The organism is Nocardiopsis valliformis DSM 45023 (assembly GCF_000340985.1).
Lineage (GTDB): Bacteria > Actinomycetota > Actinomycetes > Streptosporangiales > Streptosporangiaceae > Nocardiopsis > Nocardiopsis exhalans.
In genome coordinates this window covers 1-16,250 of sequence record NZ_ANAZ01000012.1, presented here as the reverse complement: position 1 = coordinate 16,250, position 16,250 = coordinate 1, and the positions used below count along the sequence as shown (strand labels likewise).

Below are 16,250 nucleotides of genomic sequence, written 5' to 3'. Positions count from 1 at the left end.
AGTGACTGATGGGTAATGTCGCGGCATGACTGATGTGTTGTGGCACACCTGGGCCGACACCCACCAGGCCCGCCCACGCCGTACGGCGACCCCCAACAACACCGAGGAGGTCGTCGCCGCGGTCAGGTCGGCGGCCGCCGACGACCTGCGCGTGCGCATGGTCGGCTCCGGGCACTCCTTCACCGACGTGGCCATCACCGACGGCTTGCTCCTGACCCCCACCTCCCTGACGGGTGTGCGGTCGATCGACCCGGTGGCGGGTACCGCCACGGTCGAGGCCGGGCTGCCCCTGTGCGACTTCAACGACGCCCTGGCCGCGCACGGCGTGGCCCTGGCCAACATGGGCGACATCGCCGTGCAGACCGTCTCCGGTGCAGTGCAGACCGGCACCCACGGCACCGGGCGCGACGCGGGCGGACTGGCCAGTCAGGTCGTGGGACTGGAGCTGGTACTGGCCGACGGCTCCGTGGTCGAGTGCTCGGCCGAGCGCGACCCGGGCCTGTTCCACGCCGCCCGGGTGGGTCTGGGCGCCTTCGGCGTGGTGACGGCGCTGACCTTCGCGGTCCGCCCGGCATTCCTCCTGCACGCCCAGGAGGAGCCCATGCCCCTGGACGAGGTGCTGGAGCGCCTGCCCGAACTGCGCGCGAAGAACGACCACTTCGAGTTCTTCTGGTTCCCGCACACCGGGAACACCAACACCAAGCGCAACAACATCACCCAGGGTCCGGCCGATCCGCTGTCGGCCTTCAAGAGCTGGCTGGACGACGACTTCTTGTCGAACACCCTCTTCGACCGGATCAACCGGATATGCCGACGCTTCCCCTCGGTGGTGCCGAAGGTCAACCAGATCAGTTCCCGCGCGCTGTCCGCGCGAACCTACACCGACGTCTCGCACAAGGTGTTCGCGTCCGTGCGCGACGTGCGGTTCGTGGAGATGGAGTACGCGATCCCGGCCGAGCACGCGGCGGACGTGCTGCGCGAGGCCCGGTCGATCGTGGACCGCGGCGACCACCGGGTGAGCTTCCCGGTGGAGGTGCGCTTCGCCCCGGCCGACGACGTGTGGCTGTCCACCGCCCACGAGCGCGAGACCGCCTACGTCGCGGTGCACATGTACAAGGGAACTCCCTATGAGGCCTACTTCGCAGACCTGGAGGCGATCTTCACCTCGGTGGGCGGACGGCCGCACTGGGGCAAGCTGCACACCCGCGACCGCGCGTACCTGGAGGGCGTGTACCCGCGCCTGAACGACGCTCTGGCGGTACGCGACCGGGTGGACCCGCACCGCCGCTTCGGCAACGCCTACCTGGACAAGGTGTTCGGTTAACGGGTCACCCCTGACGCAACGTCCCCCGGCCCTCATGTCGTCGAGGGCCGGGGGACGATATGCGTGCACCGGAGACCGCATGTGCCGGAGCTAGCCGTTGGGGACCACCGGGGCGGGTTCGGCGGGAGTGTCACCCTCGGGCGGGTTCTCCGCCCCGGGGTCAGGCGCCTCCCCGCCGCCCGGCTCCGCCGGTTCCCCGCCGTTCACCGGCGGCTCCGCGGGATCGGTCGCACCGCCGCCGGGCACCTCGGGCTGAGGCTCGCCCGGGGGCGCGATGGGCTCGGGCTCCACGGGTGCGTCGGTCCCCTGTGGCTGGGTTCCGGTCCCGTTCTCCGTCTCCGGCTGATCCCCTTCGGTGGTCTCCGGCGCCTCTTCCTCGTCCTGCACCTGCGAGGACTGGCCGCCGAACAGCGAGGGAGAGGTGGGCTCGTCCTGGCCCTGCGTCCAGGCGGTCAACGAGCGCCCGGTGAGCAGTTCGAAGGCCAGGATCACCAGCATGACCAGGGTGAACACCGCCGCGGCCGAGATGACGGCCGTCTTCCAGCCGCGCTTGGGGCGTTCATCACCGATCGCGCCGTCCGCGTCCTCGTTGTCCCTGGCGGGGCCGTCCGGGTACCGCGTATCGCCGGGGCCCCCGATCTGGGGCAGGGGTTCAGTGGCGTCGGCGACCGGCGGTCCGCCCACCTGCGTGGGGTCCTCGGGGTTGCCGAAACCGTGAGCGACGGTCTGGCCCGGCAGGTCCAGCCCCACCATGGGCATAGCCATCGTCCTGGTGGCGTCGGGATCGGCGGGGAAGCCGAAGGGGTTGGGGGCGTCAGGGTCCGCGACCCGGGTGGCTCCGGTGTCGAAACCCATGTGGCCGGTTCCGGCCTCGGCCGCATCCTGTGTGGCTGCCTCCGCGGCGGCTTCGGCCTCGGTGTCGACCAGAGCCCGCACGCCCTTCTGCCTGGCGGCCTTCTTTTCCGCCAGTTCCTTGGCCTGCTCGCCGCTGCGGGTGAGCCAGTGCTGGATCACGGGGGCAGCGGAGGTGCTGAGCACCGCCATGACACCGGTACCGATGACGGTGCCGTAGACGTTGAGGTAGGAGGCCGCGGTGGCGGCGGTCAGCGTCGCGACACCGGCCCCGGCGACCTGCGCCATGCTCAGGTCGATGCGCTTCTTCTTGTCCTTGCTCTCCTCCGCGCCCGCCCTTTCCTCCTCTTCCTCCTCGAACTCGTCTCCGTGGTCGGGTCTTGGCATGGTGCGGTCCCCCTTGGTGTCGGCCGCGCACGGGGGAGGTGCGGCTCATGGTCGTGGGATGGGCGTGTGGTGGGGCAGATGCTCCCGCAAGCCCCGAACTCCACATAAATCCCATCAGCGGAAACTTCACCATAAGGGGGACTGGACGCTGATAACGCCATGAAATAAGAAGGATCACTGTGTGGCATCCATCGGCGTGTCGAGTTGCGAACACCAGGAGATGTCAAGTTCGGACCTGGTCCGAGATCGGAGTTTTTCCCAGACCTGGGGGGATTCGAGGTCCCCGAGATACCATCACCGCGGAGCCTTCGCGCGGGATCGGCGACATTCCCCCACGATCGCTCCCGGTCGCGGAAGGTTCAGCGTGTCAAGATTGGCAGCGGAAGCGACCGTGAGGGCCCCGGAACCCCGGGGCAGCTCCCACCGTGGTGCCCACCACGGGCCGGGAGGCGGGCACAGTTCGGACATGCCGGGCGCGGTACTGGCCGAACAGTTGTCGGCCGACCAGACTTGGAGAACGCGGGGGACGGTCCGCCAGACCAACCCTCGACGGGACGCGAAAGGGAGGGCGATGCACGAGCTTCGCCTCGTGGCCGTGAGTGAGGACGGCACCTACCTGGTGCTCGCCAGCACCGGCCGTGGCACCCGTTTCATGCTGCCCGTCGACGACCGCCTCCGTGCCGCAGTACGCGGCCAGTTCTCCCGGCTCGGCCAGTACGAGATCGAAGTGGAGAATCCGTTGCGCCCCAAGGAAATCCAGGCCCGCATCCGGTCCGGCGAGACCGCGGAGGCCATCTCCGAGATCTCCGGGATACCCATCGAACGAGTGCGCTGGTTCGAGGGACCCGTCCTCCAGGAGCGCGAGTACATCGCGCAGCAGGCCCAGCGAGCCACCGTGCGTTCACCGAACGACGCCTCGCCGGGACCCTCCCTGGGAGATCTGGTCACCAAGAGGATCGGCGCCCACCAGCTGGAGACCGGCGACGCCGCCTGGGACTCATGGAAGCGGGAGGACCGCTCCTGGCAGCTGAAGCTGGTCTTCCTGCACGGCGGCGACGAGCGTGTCGCCCACTGGCTGTACGAGCCCAGACACAACAGTGTCACGCCCGCTGACGAGGAGGCCGCCCGGTTCTCCTCCAACGAGCCCCTGGACGCGGCCCCCGCTCCCGGCACGAACGTCACGCCCTTCACCCCGCGCCGCAACGAGGCCACCACCGACCTGCCCCGCCTGGACGCACAGTCCGCCGCTGAGCGACGCCCGGACCACGTCGCCCCGCGCCGCCTGTCGCCCGCGCAGGACACGCCGTTGGACGAACCGCTGCGTCCGGTCGCGCGCCGACCCGAGACCGACCAGTTCGGGGTGCCGCTCAGGGAGGAGCGCCAGCGCCAGGCCCCGCCGGAGCCGGAGCCCGCACCCCGCCGGCCTCTGGAACGGCCCAGCGAGCGATTCGCCGAGCGCCGTGGTGAGGCCCCGCCAGCGGCTCCGCTGCCGCAGACCCCGCGGCCCGCCGCGCCCCGGTCCGAGCCGGCTGCTCACCAGCGCTTCGCCGACCCGGTCGATGCACCGCCCGCGCACCCCGAACCCCTCCGGTACGGGCCCCGCCAGCCCGAACCCGAGCGGTACGAGTCGGAGCGGTACGAGCCCGAACCCCGCAGGCAGTTCTTCGAGGAGCCCGGGCCCGTCGCGCACGAGGTCTCTGAGCCCTCCGAACCCAGGCACCCCGAACCCGGGCGTCCCGAGCCCCGGCAGCGGTCCGCGGCGCCGGACTGGCTGGACGCCCGGCCCGCCCCGGCTCCCGAGCCCGAGCCTCAGGTCGAAACCGAGGAGGCCCCGGCCGCAGAGGAGAGCCAGCAGCAGCGTCCGCGCCGCCGCCGGGCCACCATCGACCTCAACGACAAGGGAACACCGCGCCGCGCCGCCGAGCAGGCCCCGCCCACGGCCCCAGCCGTTCCGGCCTCGGCCAACGGCTCACCCGGCGGCGGAGCGGCCAAACGCAAGGGCCGCGGACGCCGCGCCTCGGTGCCGTCCTGGGACGAGATCATGTTCGGTTCCAAGAAGAACGACTGAACAGCCCCAAGAGAACGTCCGAGCCGACGTAAGAACACGAAGGGGGAGGGCGGTCACCGCGCGGTGATCGCCCTCCCCCTTAGAGCGTGTTCGGTGGATGCTGCCCGTCCGCGAGCGGAAAGAAGGCCACGCCGGAGGCGTCCGTTGAGGGTGCTGGCGCAAGGCCGCGGAAGGAGTGCCCCTACTGTGCCCTGCTGCGCAAGCTCCGCAGTGTCGCACAGCGGGGCCCGCCCGGGTTTGGCCGTCGGCTGAGAGATGCGCAGCGACAGTGCCGCTGGGGCAACGCCCAGCAGGGTACGTACTCGCCGGACACGCCCTAAAGCTCACTCCCGGTAGCCCGGGCCTGCTCCGTTCGCTCCCTGACCACCCGAGTCCCGAGTGCTCGAACCCCGGCTACTCGTCTCCTGGCCGCTCGGCCCCGGCTCGCCCTCAGCCTGGACCAGGAAGGGCCGCACCATCTCCGGGGTGATCCGCGCGGCGAAGGCCACGGACTCGTCCAGGGAGGCGTCCTGCGCGGTGTAGCCGCCCGTGCCCGCGCCCACGGTGACCTGGAGGTCGGCCAGGCGGGAGCGGCGCTGGAAGAGGGTCTGGGTCCAGGTCCACCCGATCACCGCCGACCGCTCCACCGTGGCCTGCGAACGGGACAGCGATCCCGAACGCACGCTCACGCGTTCGCCGTCGTAACCGTGACCCAGCGAGCGGTAGCGGTCGATGCCCAGCGGTACGCCCAGCAGGGCCAGCACTCCGGCGGTCACCACAAGCCAGGTGATGTCCAGAGCCGCCGCAGCGGCCGCCACCGCTGCGAAGGGCAGCACCGCCCGGGTCAGGCGGCGGTACAGCGCCGCCCGGGGATGCCGGGTCAGGGGCGCGCGGAACAGCGCCAGAGCCCGGTCCAGCACCGGTTCCACCCGCGAGCGCGGGCCGACCGGCATCAGGACCGCGCGCGTGGCCGCGTCCCCCAGCCCGGTGACGATGGCGCGCAGCCCCACCGCCCCGCGTGTGCGTTCGAGGGGGCTGTCCAGCAGCTCGTACCCGCGGATCCGCCGCTTCTCCAGCGTGACGCTGCGCCGGGTGAACAGGCCCCGCTCAGCGACCAGGGAGCCGTCCCGCTCCTTCAGGGAGAAACCCCAGTGGGTGAGCGCGTAGGAGACCACCGCGAAGACCGGCATCAACAGCACCAGCACCCCGACGGCTACCGTCCCGAACACCACCAGGAAGGCGCGGTCCGTGCTGGTCACCCAGTCGACGAAGTAGTCGGTGGCCAACTGCCCGGCCGACTGCTGGACCATGCCGAACAGGGTGGCCAGGACCACGAACGGGGTCAGCAGGTACCCCAGGCTGAGCGCCCCGTACAGGTACCAGGACCGGGGCATCGTGAAGTGGGTGACGGTGTCGTCGGCGACGTCTCCGTCCAAGGGCGTGTGCACGGCGGCCGTGACACCGTTCTCGCCTTCCCCTCCCGGCGCTTCCGGGGAGGTCTCCCCCGCCCCCGCCTCCTTCTCCGTGAGCACAGCCTTGCGGTGCAGCAGGACCCGGCGCAGCCGCTCCGCCTCCTCCGCGGAGACGGCGTCGAGCTTGCCGTCCTCGGTGTCGCCAACCGAACCCGCGGCCGCCTCGATCCGCACCACTGCCACGCCCAGCATCCGGTGCAGCAGGGTGCTGGTGACGTCCACTCCCCGTACCCGTTCCAGCGGGATCGTGCGGCGCGAACGCCGGATCAGGCCCTTGCGGATCTCGATCCGGTCCTCGCCCACCTCGTAGCGGAACGTCCTCCAGGTGACCAGCCCGCCGACCAGCAGAGCGATGACGCCCATCCCGGTGGCCGTCAGCAGCCACGGGTTGAACCCGCCGATCACCAGACCGGCGAGGACGGGCAGCAGAAGGCTCTTGAGCTGGTTGATCGGCCCGACGACCATGCTGCGCGGGCTGAGCTGGTGGGCGCTCTCGACACCGAAGCCGAGCGCGGGCGCGCCAGGGGTCTCCCCCCACCAGGAACGGGGCTGCTCCCCGCCGAAGGGCGGCGCCTCGGGGTGCAGGGGTGGTCCCCCGTCCCCGGGTGGCCCGGCCGGGGGCCCAGCGTGCTCCGGGTAAGGATGGCCGGGGTGTGGGTGACCCGGGTGCGGATGGTCGGGATACGGGTGCCCCCCGGGCGGGGCCCAGGACGCGGCCTCTGACACGCGCCCCGGGTCGGGTAGCCCAGGTGGGGACCACGGGCCGGGCCCGGTCTCAGGCGCCGCGGCGGAGGAGGTACTGCCCGGCGCGACCCAACCACCGGCTCCCGCACCCGCTCCGCCCACTTCGGTATCGGCGGGTTCGGTGGGATCGGCGGTGGCGGGGCCGACGGAATCCGGGTCGGAGCCATAGGGGTCCGGGTCGGGTTCGGGCTGTCCGTGGTGTCGGTCCATCAGGTCGCGTCATCCCGCAGGGTCCCGGCGCGCACGGCCAGCTCTTCGCTGAGTCTGCGCGCCTCGTCGGAGTCCAGCCCCTCGATGGTCGAGGAACCGGCGAAGGAGGCGGTCTGGACCTTCAGCGTGGCCACGTCGAAGACCCGCTCCAGCCACCCCTGGGTGTGGTCCACGGTCTGCAGCCGGTTGACCGGGACCAGCTGCCAGGCGCGGCTGATCCAGCCCACCCGGGTGTAGATGACGTCGTCGCTGACCTCCCAGCGGTGGACCCGGTAGCGCCAGGACGGCACGATCGCGATCTTGGCCAGCGCGTATACGAAGTAGGCCACCGGCAGCACCCGGGCGTTCTCCGAGGCCCACTCCGGGATCCAGCCCCAGGGGGCCGAACTGACCGCCCAGGCGATCAGGCTCAGCAGGACCAGGTTGAACAGCGACCCGAAGATCAGCCGTAGGGTCCACACCCCGATGGCCCGTCCGCTCACCCGCCGCAGCGGTGGTCGCAACCGCGCGACCTCGGTCGACGCGAGTGGTTCAGGGGACTCCCCCGAGGGAGGAATGGCGTCGTGCGGCGGGGTGTTCATCACGAGCAAGATTCTACGGGTTTGCGGCCTGACGGGGTTGTACACCGATGGTGTCAGGGCGGGGCGAACCGGGGTGTCAGCGTTTTGTCAGTGCAGGTCGGCACACTTGTGGACAGACGCTGAAAACGGAGGACTGATGACTGACGCCATCCGCGCGGAGGGTCTGGTCAAGCACTTCAAGGGCAAGACCGCCCTGGACGGAGTGGACCTGACGGCCAGGGCGGGCGCCGTGCTGGGTGTTCTTGGGCCCAATGGGTCCGGGAAGACCACGACCGTCCGCATTCTGTCCACACTGCTCAGACCGGACGGCGGGCACGCCACCGTGGGCGGCTTCGACGTGGTCAGCCAGCCGCACGAGGTCCGCCGCCAGATCGGGCTGACCGGCCAGTACGCGGCGGTCGACGCGGAGCTGACCGGTACCCAGAACCTGGTGCTCATCGCCCGCCTACTCGGGTTCGGCCGTGCCGACGCCCGGGCCAGGGCCAAGGAGCTGCTGGAGCGCTTCGGGCTGTCCGACGCCGCCGACCGCCCCGCCAAGACCTACTCCGGCGGGATGCGCCGCCGCCTGGACCTGGGGGCGAGCCTGGTGGGCCGCCCCGCGCTGCTGTACCTGGACGAGCCGACCACCGGTCTGGACCCACACAGCCGCAACGGCCTGTGGGAGGTGGTGCGCGACCTGGTGGGCGACGGGGTGACCGTGCTGCTCACCACCCAGTACCTGGAGGAGGCAGACCAGCTCGCCGACGACCTCCTCGTGCTGGACCACGGCAAGGTGATCAGCCGGGGCACACCCGAGGAGCTGAAGAACCACGCGGGCAACCAGGTGCTGCAGCTGCGCACCGTCGATCCCGGCCAGCTGCCGCTGGCCACCCGGATCGTGGAGGCCGTGACCAGCACCCCCGCCACCGCGGACGGTCTGCTCGTCAGCGTTCCGGTCACGGACGTGAACGTGCTGCCCGAGACCGTGCGCCGCCTGGACGAGCAGGGTGTGGTCGTGGCCGAGCTCTCCCTACGCAAACCGAGCCTGGACGAGGTCTTCCTCGCCCTAACCGGCCACACCGCCGAAGACGAGACCGCGGGCCGGCCCGCGAACGAAGGGACCCCCGCATGAGTGCCGTGTCGACCCGGCCCCGGACGCTTCAGGAGGGTGTGACGGTGGCTCCGGCCAACATCACCCCGCTGACCACGGTCCAGCACGGGCTTCAGCTCACCTGGCGCAGCGTCCTGAAGATCAAGGCCAACCCCGAAGAGGTCTTCGGGCTGATGCTGCAGCCGGTCATGTTCGTGACCCTGTTCGTCTTCGTCTTCGGACAGGCGATGATGGGCGACTGGCAGACCTACCGCGACTTCCTCATGCCCGGGATCATCGCGCAGTCGGTCATTTTCGCCACGATGGGCACGGGCTTCAGCCTGAGCCAGGACGTGGAGAAGGGGATCTTCGACCGCTTCCGCTCCCTGCCCATCGCGCGGTCGGCCCCGCTGATCGGCGCCATCCTGGGCGACCTGGTCCGGTACGCGATCACCGTGGTGATGGTGATGGCGGTGGGCCTGGCGATCGGGTTCCGACCCGAGGGCGGTGCCGTCGGTGTGCTGCTGGCCAGTGCGCTGGTGCTGCTCTTCGCGTTCGCGCTGTGCTGGATGTCGGCCTTCGTGGGCATGATCGTGCGCACGCCGATGGCCGTGCAGTCCTTCGCGATGATCCTGCTGTTCCCGCTGACCTTCGGCAGCTCGACCTTCGTCTCGCCCGACGACATGCCGGGCTGGCTGGCCCCGATCGCGGCCAACAACCCCGTCACCCACGTGGTGGACGCCATGCGCGCACTGATGCTCGGCGGTGATGTCGCCGGTCCGGTCGCCTGGACGCTGGTGTGGACCGTCGTGATCACGGCGATCTTCTTCCCGCTGGCCGTGTGGGCCTACCGCCGCCGTAGCTGAGGTCCGCGACAGGCGCAGAAGACCAGGGGCGCGCTGAGCCCTTCAGTGTTCAGCGCGCCCCGTTCAGCGAGCCCAGTCACCGAGGTCGACGTCGTCGGGCACGATCGGGGCGAGCCACTCCGCAACCCGGCCTCGAGCCGCCTCCCGTTCGGTGCTCTCCCCCTCGTTCAGGAGCCGGGTGAAGTGCTCCTCGCCCAGACGCCCCCGTAGCCGCTCGCGGATCCGCCGCACCTTGGGGGTGGTGTCGGCAACGCCGCGCAGCCGGGCCGCGTAGCCGAGCATGAGCGCGGCCCGCTCCGGGTCCTCCTCCGTCAGCATGCGGGCGAAGGCGTCCAGGACGTCGGCACCGACCGTGCTCAGCCCGTGCCGGGAGAGCCACCAGGCCCGGCCCGCGTCCTGCCAGGCCCGCTCGGTGTCACCTTCCTCCCAGGCGAGGGCGGCCGCCTGGATCCGCCAGGCGGGTTCGAGGTACGCCGGTGCGAAACCGCCCAGCCCAGCCACGACCGGTTCGGTCTCGTCCGCCAACCGCCGGGCCTCCTCGATCCGGCCCGCGGCGCGAAGCCACAGGATCTGGGGGATCCGGAGCATCACCAGGTAATCATCAGCGACGGAGTCGTCGATGACCTGTCTCAGGTCCTGTTCGGCCTCCTCCACATCGCCCATGTCGACGAGGGCCTGTGCCCGCCGAATCCGGAACATGGCCTCGATTCCCTTCAGCCCGTCCCCAGCGGCGAGTTCGACGCCTTCGGTGAGCAGGCCGCGGCAGCGTTCGAGGTCGGTGAAGCGAACGACGTCGGCCAACTGTAGGAGAGCGTTGCACTGCCCCCACACGTCCCCGAGGCCGCGCAGGACCTCCAACGCGGCCGAGGCCCGTCGCATGGAACGGTCCGCCTCACCGAAGACCCCGTCCAGCAGGGCGAGCATCAGGTAGGCGACCCCTCTGCTCCAGGGATCGCTCTGCTCCCCGGCACTGTCCTCCAGGCGTGCACGGGCCGGGCTGTCAGGGCTGCCGTCCGCCATCGCCTGGTAGACCAGGCAGAGGATGAGCACCGGGTGGTCCTCGCACCGTCGGCCCACGCCGGCCAGCACCTCCTCCACCTGGCCGATCCGTTCCATGACGGCTTTGCGGCCCAAACTCATGTCTCCCGCGGTGTGGAACAGGCAGAGGGCGTACGCCACCTCGTGCCCCGCGGGAGGCGTGTCACCGACCAGTTCCAGAACCTGGTGCGCCCACCCGCTGACCTGCTGCCAGCGTTCGTCCAGAGACCAGTACCACTGGGAATTCTCGACGAGGTCCAGGGCCAGGACGGCGTCGCGCCGTTCCAGTGCCCAGCGGAAGGCGGCGACGCAGTTGTCGCTCTCGGCTCCCAGACGTGCGATCCAAACCCGCTGGTTCGGGCCGCGCAGTTCGGGGTCGGCCCGCCGCCACAGGTCTCGCGCGTAGCGGGCCTGCGCGTCCCGGACCCGCTCCTCCTCGCCGCTGCCGGTCAGGCGCTCGGCCGCGTAGGCGCGGACCGTCTCCAGCTGCCGGTAGCGGGGAGGGGCGTCGTTGCGGGTAGGGGTCTGCGCGACCACCAGCGACTTGTCCACGAGGGTGAACAGGACCGTCCAGACATCGTGGCCCGCGACGACCCCGTGCGGGCCGCCCGGGTCGGAACCGACCTGTTCGACCGCTTCCAGGGTGGCCCCGCCGGGGAAGACCGCCAGGCGGCGCAGCAGACGGCGTTCGGGTTCGTCGAGCAGTTCCCAGCTCCAGTCCACGACCGCGCGCAGGGTCCGGTGGCGGGGCAGGGCCGATCGGCTTCCGGCGGTGAGCAGGCGGAACCGGTCGGAGAGGCGGTCGGCGAGCTGGGCGGGCGACATCGCGCGGAGCCGGGCCGCTGCCAGTTCCAGCGCGAGTGGCATGCCGTCCAGCTCACGGACGATCCGGACGACGTGTCCCACGTTGTCGGCGCCGACGGTGAAGCCGGGGAGCACCGACTCCGCGCGTTCGGTGAACAGGGTCACGGCGGGGTAGGAGCGGGCCTCCTCCACTCCGGCGGTCTTCGGCGGCAGGGCCAGCGAGGGCACCGGCAGGAGGTTCTCGCCCCCGACCCCCAGGGGTTCGCGGGACGTGACGAGCACGCGCAGGTCCGGGCAGCGCGACATCAGCACTTCGACCAGGCGGGCTGCGTCGTCCACCACGTGCTCGCAGTTGTCCAGCACGACCAGTGCGGAACGCTCGCTCAGGAAGGAGACGGCCCGGTCCAGCGGAGTCTGCGGGGCCATGGCGGTGCGCGCCTGGATCATGGCTTGTCCGCGCAGTTCCAGGGCGGCCGCCAGGGCGTCGGGCAGATCCGCCCCCTGGCGCACAGGGGCGAGCCCGACAAACCAGACCCCGCCGGAGGCGAGTTCGGGGGCGTGCTCGACCAGGGTGGCGGCGGCCTCCACGGCCAGGCGGGTCTTGCCCGCGCCCCCGGGGCCGGTGAGGGTGACCAGCCGGGAGCCGGACAACCGGGTAACGGCTGCGCGGACTTCGGCCTCGCGGGGCACGAAACTGGTCAGTTGCCGGGGCAGGCGGACGGCCGCCGGCGGAGGCGGCTCGGCGGGGCCGCCGACGGCGAACTCGCCCCGGAGCAGGCGCAGGTGGACCTGCTGGAGGTGTTCGGAGGGGTCCAGGCCCAGTTCCTCGGCGAGCCGGTCCCGGAAACCCTCGTAGGCGGCGAGGGCGTCGGCAGTGCGCCCGCTGCCGGACAGGGCGCGCATCAGCAGTTCGGCGGGGCGTTCACGGTGCGGTTCCCCGCCGGCCAGTGACTCCGCCTCGGGAAGGGCCGCCACGAAGCGGCCGAGGTCCAGGCGGGCGCTCAGGTGGTCCTCGCGTGCGGTGCGGTAGGCCTCGAACAGGCGCAGGGCGATGTGCTCGGCCACGCCCCGGGCGGTGAGGTCGGGCAGGGCGGGGCCGCGCCACAAATCGAGCGCGGCCGAGAGCGCGCGTTCGGCCTGCTCGGGGTGGCCGGCCAGGAGCCGCTCCCGTCCGTGCCCGGCCAGGTCCTCGAACTCGTGCAGGTCCACCTGGCCGGGGACGACCTCCAACCGGTACCCGGAGGCGTCACCGTGCAGGCGGGCTCCCTCCCCCAAGGTGCGGCGCAGGCGGGAGGCCAGGGCCTGGAGAGCGTTGCCCGCGGCGGCGGGGACGTCCTCGCCCCAGATGGCATCGGTGAGCTGTTCGGTGGCCACCTGCTGGCCGGGGCGGAGCAGCAGCAGGGTCAGGAGGGCGCGCAGGCGGGCGCCGCCGATGGTGATGGGGTGCCCCGAGGCATCGTGCACCTGGAGGGGGCCCAGAATAGAGAACCGCACCGACCCATGATCTCCGATCCGCTGGGAGAAAGCCCGCCGATATCGTGCACGGCACCAGCGGCACCAGCGCGGGCGGAGGCGGTGCGACGCGGATCCGTCGGCGCTCCGGAATCCCGTGGTCGCGGCCGATCACAGTAAGGTTCGCTCAGGAGCGTGTTCCGGTGCCCGCCGCGGCAGCCGGTGAACGCGATTCCACCGTGACCGTCCCGGACCTTCCGGCGTCGTGTCCGGTGTACAGCGAGTCTCGCCTTTTGGCCCGAAAGTGCAGCAGGAGCCCCATTGTCCCCGGTCTTGTCTTCCCTCCGGACCACCGCCGCGCACGGCGTACCCCGAACGTCCCCCGGCGCCCGCGTGGGAGCGCTCGTGGCGGGTGCCGCCCTGTTGGCGTCGACCGGCTGCGGGATGTCCTCGGAGCTGCGCGCCGAGATGCCGACCGACATCAACGTGACCAGCCCGATGATGCAGGAGGGCCAGCCGCTCCCGAGCGCGTACACGTGCGAGGCCGACGGCGAACCGGTCTCGCCGCCGCTGAGCTGGTCGGGACTGCCCGACGACGTGGGCTCGATCGCGCTGGTGATGGACGACCCGGGTGCCGCGGTCGTGTTCTGGATGGTCTACGACCTGGACCCACAGCTGGTCGAGCTGCGCCAGAACACCGTTCCGGGCAACGCGAAGCTGGGTCAGAACACCTTCGGGGACTCCGCCTACGGGGCGCCTTGCCCCGAGGAGGGTGACGTGCACGAGTACCGCTTCACCGTGTACGCGCTGGACGGAACCCTGGACCTGCCCGAGGGGGCGGCGCTGAGCCTGACTCTGGACGGCATCGCCGAGCAGGCCGTGGCCAGGGGAACACTGGTCACCAGCAGCGAGTGACATGAGTCACCATAGCTCTTTTCGGCAGCCCGAATCCGGCCGACCACACCCGACCGGTGTCACCGGAATTAACTGAGGAAGCCCCTGTCGCCCTCTGCACACAGCGCACGACAGCACATACAGTGGGCCTGTGCCCCTCGCCCCATTTCAGATGACCGATTCCCGCTCAACCGCCCCGCGGCACCCTGATCCGAGACCGCGTCGGAACACCGGCGGACGCACCCTGCCAGCCACTCGGGGTCGGTGCGCCGGAACCACGCGGGCCCGGGCCGCCACCTCGCCTCGATCGGACCTCGCCCGGCCGGTCCCCGGCGCTCCCCGGGCGCGGCCGACCTCCCCAAGGTAGTGCGTACACCGTAAAGGGACCCCGGTCCTGACAGGCCGGGCTTTCAAACCTCGTGGTTGAAAGCCGCCTTTACCAGACCCAGCCATCACCACAAGGAGGTGATCTCGATGGCTACGTTCCGCACAGGACAGCAGACCCACCAGGATGTGCTTCCCCAGCCCACCCGTCTCCCACCACCCTCAACAGACACGCTTCGCGTGCGACGCTTCCCTCTTACGGACGCCTGCGGCGCGGTTCTTGTCCTTGCTCTGGAATCCGTGCCAGCAGACACCACCGCGAACGGCGGGCCCCCCACCAGATCGGGAACGAAACGGGGCACGGACACCGCTCAAAAGCGGTACCCGGTGCGGAACATGGTCGAGGGGAGACCACCAGCACCTCATCCGATGCCGGTGGCCGGGGGCGCCGGACGCTGCTCTTACGCCCGTACCCGCCCGGACAAGCACGGGTTCGCCCGGTTGCGGCTACCGCGTTCCAGGCGGTTCTTCTCTTTCGTCACCGGGGACCTGGTCCGCGCCGTGGCGCCCAAGGGCAAGAAGGCGGGGACGCACACCGGCCGGGTCGCGGCACGCGCCACGGGGAGTTTCACCATCACCACCGCCCGGGGCACTGTCCAGGGCATCAACCATCGGCATGTTCGGTTGCTTCAGAGGGCCGACGGCTATGCCTACACCCTCAGGAAGGAGCAGGGCGTTTCCTCCCGGCCCTGAAGGACCGGGTTTCCACGCCCAACAAAGCGATGAACGTCACCGTCATCATCATCGCCGTCATCGTCGTGCTCGCCGTCCTCGTGCTCCTCCTGCTGGGTATGCGCGCGCTGAGTCTCGGCTCGAATGAGGACGACTACGACGACGACTACGAGTACGACGACGTCGAGGACCGCGACCGGGACGACCGGCGCGATCGGGATGACCGTCGTGACCGGGGCGGGGACCCGCAGGACGACGAGGCGGCCCCGCGGGGTCGGGCCCGCAGATCGCGTCAGGGCGGGGGCAATGCGGAGCGGCGCCCCAAGGGCAGGCGCCAGCGCGGGGTGGACTGGGAGGACGACGACTCCGACGGGCTCTCCGACAACGACTTCTGGTCCAGTCTGAGTGACGAGGACTCCGGCCGGTCCCGTTCGGGCGGGCGCGGGGGCGCCGGGGGTCACGCGGACGACTACGACGACGACTACGACGACGGACCCGAGAGGCCGGACCAGCAGAACACGATGATCATCCAGGGCCCGTCGAGCGGGGCCAACGCCCTGCCGCCCGCGCCCGGGGAACGCGGAACGCCCACCGGCTCCTCCGATCTGGCGATGCTGGCCAGCCTGGGACAGGGCTCTGCGCCCGCGCAGCCGGATCCTGCACCGCGCCACCAGGAGCAGCCTCCGCAGAGGCCCCAGCAGTCCCCGCCGGAGCAGGCTCCGGCGCGCGCGGCGCTGCCGCCCACCCAGGGCCTGCCCCCGGTTCAGCCCCCCGTGTCCCCCGTGCCTTCGGCACCTCGGGAGGACGATCCCCTGGGCCCGGGTAGCTGGAATCCCCACCAGCCCTCGACCGGAGACCCGTTCGAGGGCCGCGAGCCCCTGCGGCCCGAGGAGCGGCACGACCCGCTCGCCGGTGGTCCCCTGAGTAGCGCGCCCCTGGGCGACCCGTCGCAGGGCAGTGACGGGCGTTCGCCCTACGACAGCGGGTCGATGAACCGCTCCGACTACCCGCCCCTGAGCAGCGGCCCGGGTTCCGGCGGTGCCGGAGGCAGCGGTGAGCGCCCAGCTTCCCCCGATCCTCTGGACCCGGGTTTCCGGCCGGGTTCGGCCGGCGGCGACGAGCTAAGCTCACCCATCTGGTCCAGCATGGACACCGGCGCCCACCAGCGCCCGGACCTGTCCTCGATGGGCGGTTACGGCGGGCCCTCCAGCGGCGTGGGCCCCACCGGCGGGACGCTTCCGGGTACGGGCGCCCAGCCCGCCCCCGGCCAGCCGATGGGCAGCCCTCACGTGCCCGGGCATCCGCTGCCCGGTGACACCGACCCCCTGACCGGCGGCTACTCGTCGGGCTCGTTCCGCTCCGGCCCGGCCTACGACAGTGGTTCGTTCTCCCGGTCCGACTACCAGGGCAGCATGGGCAACGACGGCGGCACCCACCAGCGCAACTCCTTCGAC

11 protein-coding genes are annotated in these 16,250 nt (G+C 71.2%); 7 read left to right on the top strand and 4 right to left on the bottom strand.

All coding sequences use genetic code 11. The annotated features are described in order from the left end of the window. Positions 1-25: 25 nt before the first annotated feature. Complete coding sequence (locus D457_RS0112535; protein WP_017581014.1) at positions 26-1,324, top strand: D-arabinono-1,4-lactone oxidase; 1,299 nt, start codon at positions 26-28, stop codon at positions 1,322-1,324. 90 nt (positions 1,325-1,414) lie between these two features. On the opposite strand, the gene D457_RS0112530 is transcribed toward D457_RS0112535, so the two are convergent. Then, positions 1,415-2,563: a hypothetical protein gene (locus D457_RS0112530; RefSeq protein ID WP_017581013.1), complete on the bottom strand. Its 1,149-nt coding sequence runs from the start codon at positions 2,561-2,563 to the stop codon at positions 1,415-1,417. Positions 2,564-3,134: 571 nt separating this feature from the next. On the opposite strand from D457_RS0112530, the gene sepH reads away from it, so the two are divergent. Continuing rightward, positions 3,135-4,631, top strand: coding sequence for a septation protein SepH (gene sepH, locus D457_RS0112525; protein ID WP_017581012.1), 1,497 nt, complete (start codon positions 3,135-3,137; stop codon positions 4,629-4,631). Positions 4,632-4,954: 323 nt separating this feature from the next. Here sepH and D457_RS32445 read toward each other — a convergent pair whose 3' ends face one another. Beyond that, entirely contained in the window at positions 4,955-7,036 is a 2,082-nt protein-coding gene (locus tag D457_RS32445; RefSeq protein ID WP_152514227.1) for a PH domain-containing protein, read from the bottom strand. Then, on the bottom strand, positions 7,036-7,617 hold the full coding sequence (locus D457_RS0112515; protein WP_193374499.1) for a PH domain-containing protein: 582 nt from the start codon (positions 7,615-7,617) through the stop codon (positions 7,036-7,038). Before D457_RS0112515 ends, D457_RS32445 begins: the two co-directional genes overlap by 1 nt. A 136-nt stretch (positions 7,618-7,753) precedes the next feature. Between D457_RS0112515 and D457_RS0112510 the strand changes: the two genes are divergently transcribed. Both D457_RS0112510 and D457_RS0112505 read left to right on the top strand, forming a co-directional pair. Further along, complete coding sequence (locus D457_RS0112510) at positions 7,754-8,728, top strand: daunorubicin resistance protein DrrA family ABC transporter ATP-binding protein (protein ID WP_017581009.1); 975 nt, start codon at positions 7,754-7,756, stop codon at positions 8,726-8,728. After that, positions 8,725-9,552: an ABC transporter permease gene (locus tag D457_RS0112505; RefSeq protein ID WP_026116584.1), complete on the top strand. Its 828-nt coding sequence runs from the start codon at positions 8,725-8,727 to the stop codon at positions 9,550-9,552. Before D457_RS0112510 ends, D457_RS0112505 begins: the two co-directional genes overlap by 4 nt. A 63-nt stretch (positions 9,553-9,615) precedes the next feature. Here the strand turns inward: D457_RS0112505 and D457_RS0112500 are convergent, their stop codons facing one another. Continuing rightward, on the bottom strand, positions 9,616-12,888 hold the full coding sequence (locus tag D457_RS0112500) for an ATP-binding protein (RefSeq protein WP_017581007.1): 3,273 nt from the start codon (positions 12,886-12,888) through the stop codon (positions 9,616-9,618). Between the two features lie 279 nt (positions 12,889-13,167). On the opposite strand from D457_RS0112500, the gene D457_RS32440 reads away from it, so the two are divergent. From D457_RS32440 to D457_RS0112485, 3 genes are all read left to right on the top strand, one after another. Beyond that, positions 13,168-13,761 carry a YbhB/YbcL family Raf kinase inhibitor-like protein gene (locus D457_RS32440; RefSeq protein WP_026116583.1) on the top strand — a complete coding sequence of 198 codons (594 nt, stop codon included), beginning with the start codon at positions 13,168-13,170 and terminating at the stop codon, positions 13,759-13,761. A 732-nt stretch (positions 13,762-14,493) separates the two neighbouring features. Then, entirely contained in the window at positions 14,494-14,817 is a 324-nt protein-coding gene (locus tag D457_RS0112490; protein WP_017581005.1) for a hypothetical protein, read from the top strand. A 29-nt stretch (positions 14,818-14,846) separates the two neighbouring features. Then, positions 14,847-16,250 (top strand): hypothetical protein (locus D457_RS0112485; RefSeq protein WP_026116582.1); only part of this gene is annotated, 1,404 nt, incomplete at its 3' end.